General features: G+C 51.9%; 14 protein-coding genes. 3 read left to right on the plus strand and 11 right to left on the minus strand.

Annotation, left to right across the window (positions count from 1 at the left end; all coding sequences use genetic code 11):
• Window positions 1-72: 72 nt before the first annotated feature.
• On the minus strand, window positions 73-501 hold the full coding sequence (locus ACR0NJ_RS20085) for a DUF6538 domain-containing protein (RefSeq protein ID WP_480818867.1): 429 nt from the start codon (window positions 499-501) through the stop codon (window positions 73-75).
• Between the two features lie 542 nt (window positions 502-1,043).
• Here ACR0NJ_RS20085 and ACR0NJ_RS20090 point away from each other — a divergent pair.
• Window positions 1,044-1,409 carry a plasmid mobilization protein gene (locus tag ACR0NJ_RS20090; RefSeq protein ID WP_480818868.1) on the plus strand — a complete coding sequence of 122 codons (366 nt, stop codon included), beginning with the start codon at window positions 1,044-1,046 and terminating at the stop codon, window positions 1,407-1,409.
• The gene (locus ACR0NJ_RS20095; RefSeq protein WP_480818869.1) at window positions 1,406-2,731 is read left to right on the plus strand and encodes a relaxase/mobilization nuclease domain-containing protein; all 1,326 of its coding nucleotides are present in this window, start codon (window positions 1,406-1,408) and stop codon (window positions 2,729-2,731) included. The genes ACR0NJ_RS20090 and ACR0NJ_RS20095 overlap by 4 nt, the downstream gene beginning before the upstream one ends.
• A 20-nt stretch (window positions 2,732-2,751) precedes the next feature.
• Here ACR0NJ_RS20095 and ACR0NJ_RS20100 read toward each other — a convergent pair whose 3' ends face one another.
• The 6 genes from ACR0NJ_RS20100 to ACR0NJ_RS20125 form a co-directional block, all read right to left on the minus strand.
• Window positions 2,752-3,693, minus strand: a complete 942-nt coding sequence (locus tag ACR0NJ_RS20100; RefSeq protein ID WP_480818870.1) for a toll/interleukin-1 receptor domain-containing protein — start codon at window positions 3,691-3,693, stop codon at window positions 2,752-2,754.
• Window positions 3,693-4,208: a hypothetical protein gene (locus ACR0NJ_RS20105; RefSeq protein WP_480818871.1), complete on the minus strand. Its 516-nt coding sequence runs from the start codon at window positions 4,206-4,208 to the stop codon at window positions 3,693-3,695. The genes ACR0NJ_RS20100 and ACR0NJ_RS20105 overlap by 1 nt, the downstream gene beginning before the upstream one ends.
• An 11-nt stretch (window positions 4,209-4,219) precedes the next feature.
• Window positions 4,220-5,452, minus strand: coding sequence for a type II toxin-antitoxin system HipA family toxin (locus ACR0NJ_RS20110; protein WP_480818872.1), 1,233 nt, complete (start codon window positions 5,450-5,452; stop codon window positions 4,220-4,222).
• Window positions 5,445-6,044: a helix-turn-helix domain-containing protein gene (locus tag ACR0NJ_RS20115; RefSeq protein ID WP_480818873.1), complete on the minus strand. Its 600-nt coding sequence runs from the start codon at window positions 6,042-6,044 to the stop codon at window positions 5,445-5,447. Before ACR0NJ_RS20115 ends, ACR0NJ_RS20110 begins: the two co-directional genes overlap by 8 nt.
• A 204-nt stretch (window positions 6,045-6,248) precedes the next feature.
• Window positions 6,249-6,536, minus strand: coding sequence for a hypothetical protein (locus ACR0NJ_RS20120; RefSeq protein WP_480818874.1), 288 nt, complete (start codon window positions 6,534-6,536; stop codon window positions 6,249-6,251).
• The gene (locus tag ACR0NJ_RS20125) at window positions 6,533-6,763 is read right to left on the minus strand and encodes a hypothetical protein (RefSeq protein ID WP_480818875.1); all 231 of its coding nucleotides are present in this window, start codon (window positions 6,761-6,763) and stop codon (window positions 6,533-6,535) included. The genes ACR0NJ_RS20120 and ACR0NJ_RS20125 overlap by 4 nt, the downstream gene beginning before the upstream one ends.
• 508 nt (window positions 6,764-7,271) lie before the next feature.
• On the opposite strand from ACR0NJ_RS20125, the gene ACR0NJ_RS20130 reads away from it, so the two are divergent.
• Complete coding sequence (locus tag ACR0NJ_RS20130) at window positions 7,272-7,451, plus strand: hypothetical protein (RefSeq protein WP_480818876.1); 180 nt, start codon at window positions 7,272-7,274, stop codon at window positions 7,449-7,451.
• Between the two features lie 36 nt (window positions 7,452-7,487).
• Here ACR0NJ_RS20130 and ACR0NJ_RS20135 read toward each other — a convergent pair whose 3' ends face one another.
• From ACR0NJ_RS20135 to ACR0NJ_RS20150, 4 genes are all read right to left on the minus strand, one after another.
• Window positions 7,488-7,859, minus strand: a complete 372-nt coding sequence (locus ACR0NJ_RS20135; protein ID WP_480818877.1) for a hypothetical protein — start codon at window positions 7,857-7,859, stop codon at window positions 7,488-7,490.
• A gap of 136 nt (window positions 7,860-7,995) precedes the next feature.
• Complete coding sequence (locus tag ACR0NJ_RS20140) at window positions 7,996-8,898, minus strand: ArdC family protein (protein ID WP_480818878.1); 903 nt, start codon at window positions 8,896-8,898, stop codon at window positions 7,996-7,998.
• 359 nt (window positions 8,899-9,257) lie between these two features.
• Window positions 9,258-11,306, minus strand: a complete 2,049-nt coding sequence (locus ACR0NJ_RS20145) for an ATP-binding protein (RefSeq protein ID WP_480818879.1) — start codon at window positions 11,304-11,306, stop codon at window positions 9,258-9,260.
• Window positions 11,293-12,561, minus strand: a complete 1,269-nt coding sequence (locus ACR0NJ_RS20150) for an SIR2 family protein (RefSeq protein WP_480818880.1) — start codon at window positions 12,559-12,561, stop codon at window positions 11,293-11,295. The genes ACR0NJ_RS20145 and ACR0NJ_RS20150 overlap by 14 nt, the downstream gene beginning before the upstream one ends.
• Window positions 12,562-12,565: the final 4 nt, after the last annotated feature.

The raw sequence follows: 12,565 nt of genomic DNA on the forward strand, positions 1-12,565 counted from the left end.
CCCGCCAGCGCCCGAAACCATCATACCAATGGATCGCAGGCCGACGATGCACTAACAATCAATTTGGACCAGTCAGATGAGGCTGCTCAGGTCAACCGTCTCGTCTTTGGCGATCAGGTAAACTCTTTCGGCTTGAGCTGGGTCACGTTCGCTGAGTTTCCTTACCTTGTCTTCCAGCAGTTCCTCATAGATATCTAGGTTCGTCGTCACCTCAGCCTGTGACGTGTTTCCCTTTGCCCGCTCAGCTTCTTTAGCTTTTCGAATATCTTCCCGATATTGTTTCGCCAGTTCCTCCAAGGGCACGGAACTTCCAGTCCTTGCGGCTTCAAACTCAGCTTTCCATCTGGCGACTACTGGCAACACCAGTCGTTCTGCTTCAGTCTGGCTTTCTGTTTCCAGAGACTTAACCAGCCGCTTTGTTTCGAACGTGTCTCGAAGGTCTTTCGGGACATCCAGAACAGCGTACCAACGGCGTCTTCTTTTTTCGATGTATTTAGGCATTTCCCCACACGAATTCCCCACACGTTTCCGTGTTTATCTATTGTTTTTCATAGATTTCAAGGGACTTTTCTGATCGGCGTAGTATCCCTTCGTCTCCGCCATATATCATTGAATCAAAACGGCATTTTGCGGAACTGACGGCGACACTTGCCCAAAAGCCCGTCATCCCAAATGCGCTTGGTCGCCGCTCTATGCGACAAATGAATCGGTTAAGCTGTTAATCGTCAAAAAGTGTTTCTACCACAGCGAAGCACCGAGGTTTGGCCGCTGCCAAAGCAGTAAGCCCCGCGCGTGGCTGGGTTAAGTATTTGACGTCAGGCTGTTTTGAATATTGGTTGCGGGAGGGCGCAACCGCCTTAGCCTACGAACAGACCATGGCGGGCAAGTTAAATTGGTTGCGGGGGCTAGCAACCAACTTAGCCTACTAATCACATCACCAGACTTCTCGGCATGGCGATACGCTTCCTAAATGTATGTTTTAATTGAACATTCGGAATTGAAAGTTGTTTTCGCCGCCATACCGGGTCCGCAGGAGGACCGATATGGCTCAACAACATTACCCCTCACCCTTTTCATTGAGGCTAACTTTTGAGGAACGGGCACAGCTTGAACAAGACGCTGCCGGTTTGTCTCTCGGCGCTTATGTTCGCCAGCGCTTATTCGGTAAGGATGTTTCGCCACGACATACACGGGCCAAGTTTCCGGTCAAAGATCATGAAGCTCTAGGACGGGTTTTGGCCGCGCTTGGTTCTTCACGAATTTCGAGCAACCTGAACCAGCTTGCGCGTGCGGCACACACTGGCTCCCTACCAATCACGCCAGAGACAGAAGAAGACCTTGCTGAGGCGTGTGCGGCCATAGTGGCCATCCGAGAAGAATTGCTGCGCGCACTTGGTACTCGCGCATGATTTTGAAAGCGTCACAAAGAGGAAACCCAGGTCAGTTGTCACGGCACCTTCTGAACAGCCGCGACAACGAGCACGTAGAGTTGCACGAAGTGCGCGGGTTCGTCGCTGAAGATTTGCAGCACGCGCTTGAGGAGGCCGAAGCAATTTCGAAAGGCACACGATGCCGCAAATTTCTGTTTTCTTTGAGCCTGAGCCCGCCAGAGAAGGAAGATGTTTCCATCGAAGCTTTCGAGGCCGCAATCGAGATGACAGAACAGCATTTGGGCTTGGACAATCAGCCCCGCGCCATCATCTTTCACGAAAAAGAAGGCAGACGTCACGCCCACGTCGTTTGGTCACGCATTGATCCCGAAACTATGACGGCCCGAACCCTGCCGTTCTACAAAAACAGGCTGATGGATGTGTCGCGACAGCTCTATCTCGAAAATGGATGGGACCTGCCTAAAGGTCTGATTGATCGATCCATGCGCAACCCGCTCAACATGAGCCGCGAAGAATGGCAACAGTCCAAGCGAGCAAAACAGGACCCGCGCTTGGTGAAAGCCATGTTTCGTGACTGCTGGCGATCTTCCGATTCACAGAAAGCTCTGAAGGAAGCTCTTGCGGAACGCGGTTACACTTTGGCGCGCGGTGATCGCAGGGGCGTCGTCGCCGTTGACTTCAGGGGCGAGGTTTTTGCCTTGGCACGCTACGCTGGCGTAAAATCCAAAGACGTCAAAGATCGCATCAAAGAGCCTGAAAAACTACCATCCATAGATCAGGCGAAAGCCAAAATTGCTGCACGTATGACGCAGCAATTAAAGCGGTATGTGAAAGAGGCCGAGTCCGGCCACAGACGTCTTTCCCCGAGTTTGGAGATGCGACGCCAGAAGCTTGTCGAGAAGCAACGTGCTGAACGAAAAGAAATCGAGGAGAAGCACGGTGCCCGTCATATCCAGGAAACGAATGATCGCGCAGCCCGCCTTCCTAAAGGTCTTGGTGGCCTGTGGAGCCGCATGACCGGTAAATACGGCAAGATACGCAGACAGAATGAATATGAAGCGTGGGAATCCCACCTTCGCGACCGTGCTGAAAAAGACGCCCTCATCGCTAGGCAGTTAGAAGAACGCCAAGCTTTGCAGAAATCTATTTTGAAGGTTCGCGCTGAACGCAGTGCGGAGCTAAGCGAACTCAATGCTGAGATTGCTGCCTATCTGAAGATGGATGGCAAAGCGCCCAATGCACGAATGTCCTTCAAGGATACTGCGAAGGAACGTCCCGCCCGCCACGTTAGAAAGAGAAATAACACGCGCGATGATCCCGGCTATGATCCTGAGAGGTAGCGTCGCAGTGTAAGAGGATGTTATTGCAGCGGCTGCATCAAGATCGACCAGTAATATTCAGCCGCACCTTCAGCGGTCAGTTTCTTGTCAGAAATATTACCGCCGAACGGCATGCCCATGGCTGACAAGTAGATGTGCTGATCATCAGCATCGATGCTCAAGCTTTCATTACAACTATTGTCACTTGCCTGATCGTTGGCAGAGAATGTGATGGTTTTCCCAAACATGCCCCCAAGCACAATTTTGCAGCGGGCGATATCTTCACCGTTGCGGTAGATGACAGCTGTGAACCTGTTGGCATCGATCAGACGAAAGCGAGTAGAAAGCTCATCGTAGCGTTCTGCGAGTTCAGTCAGAGAATTCTCGAAATAGCGCTTAATCAGATCAAAGGCATCATCCAAGAACTGGTCCTTGTCCGCCTCGGTGAACGACTTCTTCACCCGAAGATTGGCAGACCTTGGCCGATCCACCACAACATCAGAACTTGCCACCTGCGCTTCAGCCGGTTGGGGAGCGGGTTTCACAACTGGCTTTTTGATCGCTGTCTTGATCGCATTGACAACATCCAGAAAAGCTTCATCAAGATCAGGCCATTTGCGCACCGGCTTTCCGTCTTTGGGCGCAGCAAGTAGCTTGCCAAACGGGGTATCATGCCAATCGCAGGGTCTCAAAATTACGGGTATGACCCGCGCCTCTCCCGCTTCATGCCGTTCAATAGCCCGCGCCATCTCGATCTCGTAGCAGTACCTGGATGCGATGAAATCTGAACTAATAAGCAACAAGATAACGTCCGCATCGTTGAGATTCTTGTCGATCTCGTGTCCGAACTCGTCACCTGCCCGAATGCATCGGTCGTGCCAGGTTGTGATCAGGCCATTGTTTTTCATGGCAGCTAAGTGCTTTTGCAGCATGTCAGCCAACTCTTCATCTGCGTGGGAGTAGGAAAAGAAAATTTTCGACATCAGTCACCTACCTTCACGCAGAACGCGGCTATTTCGATCCTGTTTTCTATTGGACGTTCTATTTCTTCAAGGAACAGCTTCCAAGAACCGAATATCGCAGTACGCTGCGTGAGTTCACGATATTGTTCTATGCAACCCGTTGATAAATTGAGAAGCGCAGGTTCTTTCCGACGCGCGTGCGCGCGCTGTAAGCTGAGGTACTTGCCCTCGCTACTGACGAAGAAGCATCCGGGCTTGTCAAAAATTTCTCTTATTGGCGGTTCGATGGGGCCTTGCTGGTCAAGCTCCCAAACCAACTCGCCTTCATATGCCAGAACTGAAATTGTATCTGCATCTTCATACATATCGAATACGGCGTCGTGCTCACCGAATGACACAAGCCCAAGCTTATTTGGGATTGGCACATCGCAAACTACAGCGAAGCATGCATCAACCCCTGTGCGTAAAACTCTTACCAACTGATTTGGCTGACATTCCGACAACATCTTCACTTCGCAACTTGGAAATATGTTCATAATTTAGCTTTCTAAAGGTGCTCTTTCATCAAAGGGAGAGTTGGCAGCAGCGCATCAATTGCCGCCCGTACGTCGGCCAGCATTGGCAAGGCATCCTTTTCACGCTTCCAAAGAGACGCAAAATCGCTGGCGGTTTCTCGTGCGACATCAAGAACCATCTTTTCCGGCAACGCTGCTTTCGCGGCGAGATGGGAAATTTCGTCTTCATCAAAGGCAGTAAAATCTCGAACGCGGCTGTAGTTCAGGGCGAAGCTGTCTCCTTTGATGTAGGGGACTGTTGAGACAAAATCATAGGCTGGCGACAGAGCGGCATTGCGTCGATCAGGATAGATCAGCGACCAATTTTTGAGGTGCATGTCTCCGTTCCCAATCAGCGTGCTGAATGTCAGGCGACGTATAAACTCACGGACGTCTTCATCCGATCCTTCCGCTGCGATGACGGCAGCAATATTGCGCATGCTCGCCTTTTTATATTTGTCTTCGCCGTAAACCCCAAAGACCTGAGCGAAGTCCTCTATGTGCACACGCTCTCCGCTAGGAAGCCGGTCGAAGCGTTCGATCACGAAGGCCTTATTCCCAAAGCGATCCGTGCCGTTAGGCAGGTTCGCGATACTGTCGATATCGACCAGATTAATACGAGGCACATCCATCCCGAGCTTGCTGGCCAGCCGCATCATCGAGAATTCGTTTTCAGGGACACCCGTATATTCCTTCGAAGGCAGCTTGACGATCCAATCACCGCCGATGCCAGAGGCCGGAATAGTCAGCCCGCCGCTGGCACTCTCCACTGCTGAAAATTTCAACTGAACACCGGCAAGTGAAAAACGCAGCATATTGTCTTTGGACGCCGGCGCGTCTTCGCCATCCTCATGCGCAGCTTCCGGCGGCCAGATTTCCCCATCAGCCGGTTTGATTGTTATCGCGCCAGGAAGATCGCGGCCCAGCGCCCAAAGCAGAAAGAATTCGCGTTCGGCGTTCACTCCGGCTTGCTCTGCGAGGTACTTGCGCAAGTGCCCCTCAGGCAAAAGGTTAGAAAAGAACGGCATGACCTGCTTTTGGACAGGCTTAAATTCTGTGCGCAACTCGCCAAACTCATCCTTGAAGAACAGGCCGAGTGTCGGACGTTCAGGGTTCTCGATGTACTCTTCGTTGAACGCGAACAGACTGCGATCCCCCGCGACGCGCGTCAGCGTTCCGATGGCCTCTCCATAAAGCTCAACATTGAGAACAGATACATCAGCCATCACTGTCATCCTCGTCCAGACTGTAGGCTGGTCTGCTGGTTGGTTGATCAATCACGTGTGAGGGTACGCTGTGCGCCAACATATTGCGGACACGCTGAGCATCTTTGGCGATTTTTTCGAGGCTCTTTAGCCCCCCAGAGCTCTCGACGGCCTCAAGTGCTCTGCGCATATTTTTGATCGCGTCAGTCTCCTGCAAGATGTTGCGGAAATTGTTCATCTCTTGAAATTGTCTTTGCAGTGTTTGCATCGCCGGACTCTCATGCAAAGCCTTGGGCAGCGTATCAAGAGCACGTTGCGCGCGCGCAAGTTCGCGCAACGCATCGTTGTTGCTCTGAGGTTTGTGGCTGCCCGTACTACGTACTATCGACCTGACCGCCGGGGCCGATTTTCGTGGTATCATCGTCAGCTCAAGGTCAAGCGCGTGAGCAAGTGACGCAAGGCTTGAAAGTCGCAGATCGACGGCGTTGCTCTCGATCTTGGAGATATGCGATTGCGGCACGCCAGAGCGGGCACTAAGCTCCCTTTGGCTTAATCCCTTGTTTTCACGCGCCTTCTTCAAGGAGGCTGCGATATTTTCGCTAGAATAACTCATATTTTGATCTACCTTCACGCATCAAGAAGCGCTCTTGATATAGAATAGTGTATCATACGTTCAACGCGCCAGGCAAGTTGCGATCTATATTTATAGATCAATAGAAAATTTCGATATATAAATATATCACAACTCTGCACTTATGATTCCAAAGGCGTCCCGTGCCCGAGGACACGGGACGAAACCGCGCTGGCAGGATGCGCTCTAAAAGAGCGACATCTGGCGCGAAGCCTCTTCACGTCTTTTCCATACCGCACTGTCGGCTTCATGGTCGAGCCAAGCGAGAACGTAAGCTTCAGGCCCGCCATGCTCTTCGACGATGCCGTCAGGCAAGAAGTGCGAGCGGTAGCCGGTTTCTGTGATAGGGATTTGCGCGTCATCCATGGCAGTGATCTCCAAGTGATCAAAGTCCGATTTCCAGCGACGCTTACGAAAAACGATGCGTATCGTTATGCCGCGCCAGTCGATCTGGCTGGTGATGGGGGCGCTCATGCGCACCCCGCATCGTCAGAAGGTTCGGACGTGTCTTCGAGCGGCAGACGAAGAACGATACGGCCATTGATCGGGAGGGTTTCGAGCTGAAGCGTGTAGCCTTTGGCGTCTTTGTGAGACCATGCCGCTCCGACTTTGTTCCAGAAGGATTTGTCGCCTTTTTGGACGACATGCCAGGCCAGATAGTCAGGTGCCTTGTGCTCTTGGTTTTGGTTTTCGCGTGCCATGATGTTTCTCCTTTGTTTGGGTTGGCTTGCTAACGCGCTCCCAAAGACCGGATGCAAAAGATCAGATGTCACTTCCAACACGGGTGAGCGGCACGCGAACTGGCGCGGGCAGGATATTGAAAGCTGGTCTGCGTCCGGTCAGGGATTCCAAGCGTCTCTATGCAAGCCACCTCAGACAAAGGCGTCAGAACAGCCAGAGACAGAAAACCACTCCAAGACACGGCATTTCCACCAAGGCCATACAGTCCAAAACGTCCAAATTTTCCAAAGGATAGAACCAAGCGCGCAGTCGCTCAGCGCCAATAAAGGCAACAGCATCAACACACCCTGATCAGGCCGCCCAGCATCAACACTAACGCAAGACACCGCATCAATGACGTGCCGCGTTCTTGAGCGATCCACCAACAGCCAAGCAAGACAGACCATCCGAACCATCAAGCGCCTTTGATGTGTGTGCGGGCCGAAAGGCCCTGAGTGGTTCGGGGCCTCCTTGACGATGGAGGATCACATGAAACTCGTCTCACGATTTGAGGCAGCATCTCGCAGCACTGCCGAGCTGCATGGCCTTTTCAAAGAAGCGTTCAATGCTTTTGCCGCCGCGCCACGCGGGTCAGAAGACCGCCGAGCGGCGCTAAGTTCATTGGAAAATATTGAAGCTGAACTGGCATCCCGCCCGCCATACCTATGACCGTTTAGCGGCTGCATGTCAGTGATGTGAAACTGTTCAATGCAGAGCACGGTCCAAGTCTGAGCTTGGCTCATCGGGGATGCAGTCAATAACCAAGTCGCACGCTTTTTCCCAACCCTTTTTCGTGTGCGGCTTCGGAAGCCATTTTGGGCGATCCTTTGGAGAGGAATCAGGAATCATTCCGTCTGCTTTTGCCGTGGCAAATGCCCTTCTCAGTTCCTCGACCGTCACTTCTTCCAAATTCTTGCCGTGCTCACCAGCTTGCTCATGAACAAAGTCCAGCCCTACCATCACAGCCACCGTTAAATATGCACGTCGTCGAGCCACCACCTTTGAAACTTCTGAAGATCGCTTTACCTCTTCTTCAAGGGCGCTCACCGCCTGCTTAAATTCACTCATCACACTCATAAAAACATAACTCATTAATTTCAAAAGAAAATAAACTATCTCAAGGATTGAAACCTGTCAAAAAAATCTCCTTTTGATATCAGTGAACGTTTCAAAGAGATCGGCCAAGCCATCAAGGCTTGGCCGGAAATTTTCTTCACGCGACTGCCTGCTCCGGCTCTTCCCCTTCACCCTGAAATCCGTTCAAGAAATCCGCCGCGCGCTGCGCATGTGCTGCTGCGCTAAAGATCGCGCGCTTGTCATTTTTCAAGACTTTGAGCCAGCTCTGAATATAGGCCGCATGATCCGTGCCAGGTTCCGGGGTCAAAGCCAGATCAGCACAAAGAAAAGCTGCGCCAAGCTCGGCCACAAGTTCCTCGCGTGCATAACCTTCATCCCCCCACTTTTTCCGCCCGAACTCACGATCAAGACGACTCTTGTGCTTCGTCCAATGGGTCAGCTCATGCGCCAAAGTTGCATAATAGGCTTCCGGGCTGCGGAAGCTCTCAAAGAACGGCATCTGCACATGATCGCTACCGCCGCTATAGAAGGCACGGTTTCCGCCGTGGCGAACATCTGCGCCCGTCTTGGCAAAAAAGCCGTCCGCATGATCAATCCGCAAAACAGGATCAATGACCTTGGGCGGTTCAGCATAGTAATGATCGGGCAAGCCTTCGATCTGCTCCACGTTGAACACTGAATACCCCTTCATGAATGGGATTTTGCGCTCTTCCTCGCTGCCGTCGCTGGTCTCTTCGGTCTTGGTGATGGTGTTGGCATAAACAACCAGATTGCCGCGCTCGCCCTTCTTGACGTGGGCGTCAAACTCCTTGGCCTGTTTGAAGGTCATCCAGTATGGCGATGCATAACCGCCTTCCATCGCTGCGCCCCACAACATCAAAACGTTGATGCCGCTATAGGGCAAACCGTTATGACGTAGCGGCTTGATGATCCGCCCATCTGTGTTTGCAGAGCTCCAAGGCTTCAGCCAAGTGAGCTCGCCTTGCTCCAAATCTGCAATGATCTTGTCGGTGACTTTCTGATAAATATCTTTTTTCATTGGCTTCTCCTTTCCTAGATAGCCGGTTGCGCATGCAACCGGGACTAGGCCCGCGCCAATGAGCGGGGGATGGCGGTCAAGACCCGCACGGCGTGAGGGGGATCACCCGCCCTGCACAAACGACGAAGGAGTGCGGAAGGACGGGGATACGCGTCGTGCGCGCCCAAAAGGGCGTTTAGGTCTTGATGGCCTGGGGGCCGCAGGCCCCATTTTAGATGAGAAGAAAAGTCAGCCGCATATGGCTGGCATGTTTAGCGCAAGTGATGGAAGCCGCATGGCCGAGACTACAGGCTCGGTTTACGACAGCCCGTCCCGAAGGGGGTACCATTACAAAGTTTCTTCTTAGGTGTAAGATGAAACTACGCGGTCCAACTTACCTTGGGATCGTGGGGCACATACCAAAGCTCCCGGATTTCTGTATCGCTGCTGTGGGGCGTCGGGTCGGCATCGCGTACTCGGAAAGTCGTTGGGATATTGACCGAGTTTCCAAAAATCAATGCGTGTTGCTTGGGTAGCGACGGCAAGCGTCGCAAAACTGTTTCTGAGATAAAGGGTGTCATCTGCTTGATCTGTGAAAGATCGTCAGGGTTCTGAATGCGATGGATTATGAAGTTATTACACTGTGATAGAACCGTCTTGGACAGTTCACTGGGGCGCTGCGATGCAACGATGAGAAAGGCACCATATTTGCGGCCTTCTTTTGCGATCCTCTGAAACGTTATGCCCGCATCAATCGCGAAGCGGTTTGGCCGCTCAGATATATAGCGGTGGGCCTCTTCCAGAATAAGGTGAACTGGCATCGTGTTGCGTGGATCAGCACGACGCATGCGATCAAAGATCAGTCTCGACACAACGGCTGAGGCCAGTTCCACAATCTCGTCGGACGCGTCATTGAGATCGATACAACAGATTTGACGCAGCTTCTTATAGGAGCCTCCGTCTTTCTCGATCCCGAGAAGGCGGTCCACATAGGCTATTCGCTCGCGATCATGTTCTTTGAGCGCGTCAGTATCGACACGCAAGAACTCGTAATCTGGGTTGTCCGTCACAGATTTGAGTCGCGTGACTAATTGCGAGCAATAATCCCTTATCTGCTTGTTTCCGTTTGCTTCTTCGTAGAAGAGCGCGAGATTTAACGCAGCTTGCAGACGCTCGAAAGAGAACGGTTTGTTGTCGTAGCTTGGAAGTACTGGCTCATCCTTGTGATGCTCTTGCAGAAGTTCCAAGAGTGCATCGTACCCACTGGTGTTGTCAGTGTTCGGACCATCCTTGAATTGTCCAAAATACACCTTCAGGCCAGGTGCGACTGTATCCTTTGAAATATCTGAAGTTGAGAAGGTCCCCAACACCGCAAGAATGCGGTCTACTTTGCTCGGCGAACTGGTGTCACCATGCAGGATTGAATAGATGATCTTTGCGAGAACGTGGTTCTGGATTTCGACCAGCTCGTTCTTCTTGTCTGGATCATCCACTACATCATCCGGTGTCTCGTTGAATAGCGTCGTCAGCCCTAGTGCCGTGCGCAGAGCGGGGAGTTGGGATTTTTCGCTGGCACGAAGCAAAAGCGCCCACTCATCGACACTCATAAACCAATGAGGCAATCTGAACCGATCTTTGACTTCCGCGGCCTTACGTTCTTCCGAAGAGTCAGGAATAGGAGCTCCTGGCTCACTGGCCTTCAGATATATCGACCTGACTGTATCGGGAAGGTTATCGAGCGCTTGTCGGTACTCTCCGTTGACATCGAAGATGACAAAAGCTGCGCCTTGTGCCGAAAAATCTTCGGGCTTGGAGAACACCGACTGAAAGATGGTTGCAACAGTGCAGGACTTCCCGCTGCCCGTATTTCCGAGGACGGCAACATGGCCGCCAAACAATTCATCTAGTCGTGCTTTAACGGGATAATCCTTGAATATGGCGGATGTTCCGATCTCAATAGTATAGGGAACCGTGCCTTCTACAGACGTACCGTCCCTATCAAAACGGATGTTGTTTTTCGGCGGAAGATCGACGTTGAAGATTCGGTCTAGATCTTCATCACGTGCGTAAAGTGCGTCTGCATATAACGGGGGAAATGTCGAAACTCCGAAGCGGAATGATCCACCTCTTGTTGGCATTGATCCCACGGGAACCACATCCAAGAACTTGGCCGAGGATGTCTTATCCATCTCTGATTGGCTGGATTGCGAGGCAGTAAAATCTTTCTCTCGAAGACCGATGACTTCGAGAACAACATACTCCGCCTGCATCGGAACCATAAGGTACGATCCGAGCGTAGCGACATAGTGGACGTCATCGAAACCGACGACCGTGAAGTTGTCGCTTCCTCTGTGGAGCTCAACAACAAGTTTGTCAGCGGCAACGCTTACAATCTTTCCGATAGCGCGGCTTCTTTCATCCCTCGCCATCTTGGTTGTCCTGCTGTTTTGAGACCAGCGTGTGAAGCGCCTTCGCTATCGCTTGATCAACTTTCTGATCCGCGCTTGTGGGTAGGAGCTCTTGAACGATGGTGTCAAAGTAGTGTGCTTTCTTTTCGCCTTCTTGCCCCCAAACAAACCAGATGCGCGGATCGCCCAAATCTGCAAGTGCGCGCGATACGTCATTTGTATCTGGGTCCATAAACGCAATGAGCCTGAAGCCAGGAAGCGTAAGACCCTGAAAGATGATGTTATTGATATGCTCATCGCCAAAGCTGAACCCCATTACAACCAAGACGCTTTGATCTTGGACCACTTGGCGCTGGAACTCTCGGAACATGTCGGAATATGGGGAGCCGAAACTGGCATTCTGCTTTGTCGGCGTCGGGTAGATCATGACCCGATCTTTTTCCGCATCAGCTTCGCTTTGTGTCTCGCGAATAGGGAAGAGACCAGAGGTTTCCTCGATCCAGTTCACAGACCCATGCAACTTACAAAAGTGCACAAATCCATCGACCGCCGCCCATCTACGCGAAGTGATATCAAGTTGCTCAGCGAGAGCGAGACGATAACTAGCCGGATTGAAGCGGCGCTCAACTGTCCCTGAGAACCCATTGGAGTATGGGATACCCGAGCGGTCCATCGCGCGCTCATTGAACAGGTCATAGTTTGTCGTAAAGACCCAGGGCGGCGCTAAACCGCGCGATCTGGTCAGCATCGAGCGATAGAATTTTTGGTACAGCTCGATTACTGAGCTGTCACCGTCGGCAAAAGGGCCTGAAGTGCACCTACTCAGCACAAACTTTTTGACGCCCGTCATCACCCCTTCCACGAGAGTGGTGGCAGTTTGGATGTCCTGTTTAGTGCTTGCTTGGCAGAATTGGTAAGCGTTCAAGAGCACGGCCATCATCTGCTCAAGATTGCCTTTGATATCGTCAGCAGAAATATCGATCCCGAGTTTGTCTTTCAGCTCTTGTGACTGCTTCGCAGTGACGAACGCAACACCATCATCCGGTGTGTTGGCCAGCATGGTTTGGAACTCGCTTGCAAGCGGTCCCATAGTGGGGATGCCAACTTCAAGCTTGTCTTTTCTTAATGACGAGCAGCCCGATCCGATCAGAAAGGATAGGTTCTTCGAGCCAAACACATCCGCTAATTGGCGCTGAACGATATCGGCCCTGTCCTCCCAAGAGGAGCCCTCCTTCAGCGTTTCAAACTCATTACGCGACCCTTTAAGAAAATTCATTACT

The sequence above is a fragment of the Ruegeria sp. F11 genome, from assembly GCF_056533855.1.

What these genes read in the sequence shown, in the direction of transcription:
- ACR0NJ_RS20085 (WP_480818867.1), bottom strand. Translation starts at nt 501, where the DNA reads ATGCCTAAATACATCGAAAAAAGAAGACGCCGTTGGTACGCTGTTCTG.
- ACR0NJ_RS20090 (WP_480818868.1), top strand. Translation starts at nt 1,044, where the DNA reads ATGGCTCAACAACATTACCCCTCACCCTTTTCATTGAGGCTAACTTTT.
- ACR0NJ_RS20095 (WP_480818869.1), top strand. Translation starts at nt 1,406, where the DNA reads ATGATTTTGAAAGCGTCACAAAGAGGAAACCCAGGTCAGTTGTCACGG.
- ACR0NJ_RS20100 (WP_480818870.1), bottom strand. Translation starts at nt 3,693, where the DNA reads ATGTCGAAAATTTTCTTTTCCTACTCCCACGCAGATGAAGAGTTGGCT.
- ACR0NJ_RS20105 (WP_480818871.1), bottom strand. Translation starts at nt 4,208, where the DNA reads ATGAACATATTTCCAAGTTGCGAAGTGAAGATGTTGTCGGAATGTCAG.
- ACR0NJ_RS20110 (WP_480818872.1), bottom strand. Translation starts at nt 5,452, where the DNA reads ATGGCTGATGTATCTGTTCTCAATGTTGAGCTTTATGGAGAGGCCATC.
- ACR0NJ_RS20115 (WP_480818873.1), bottom strand. Translation starts at nt 6,044, where the DNA reads ATGAGTTATTCTAGCGAAAATATCGCAGCCTCCTTGAAGAAGGCGCGT.
- ACR0NJ_RS20120 (WP_480818874.1), bottom strand. Translation starts at nt 6,536, where the DNA reads ATGAGCGCCCCCATCACCAGCCAGATCGACTGGCGCGGCATAACGATA.
- ACR0NJ_RS20125 (WP_480818875.1), bottom strand. Translation starts at nt 6,763, where the DNA reads ATGGCACGCGAAAACCAAAACCAAGAGCACAAGGCACCTGACTATCTG.
- ACR0NJ_RS20130 (WP_480818876.1), top strand. Translation starts at nt 7,272, where the DNA reads ATGAAACTCGTCTCACGATTTGAGGCAGCATCTCGCAGCACTGCCGAG.
- ACR0NJ_RS20135 (WP_480818877.1), bottom strand. Translation starts at nt 7,859, where the DNA reads ATGAGTGTGATGAGTGAATTTAAGCAGGCGGTGAGCGCCCTTGAAGAA.
- ACR0NJ_RS20140 (WP_480818878.1), bottom strand. Translation starts at nt 8,898, where the DNA reads ATGAAAAAAGATATTTATCAGAAAGTCACCGACAAGATCATTGCAGAT.
- ACR0NJ_RS20145 (WP_480818879.1), bottom strand. Translation starts at nt 11,306, where the DNA reads ATGGCGAGGGATGAAAGAAGCCGCGCTATCGGAAAGATTGTAAGCGTT.
- ACR0NJ_RS20150 (WP_480818880.1), bottom strand. Translation starts at nt 12,561, where the DNA reads ATGAATTTTCTTAAAGGGTCGCGTAATGAGTTTGAAACGCTGAAGGAG.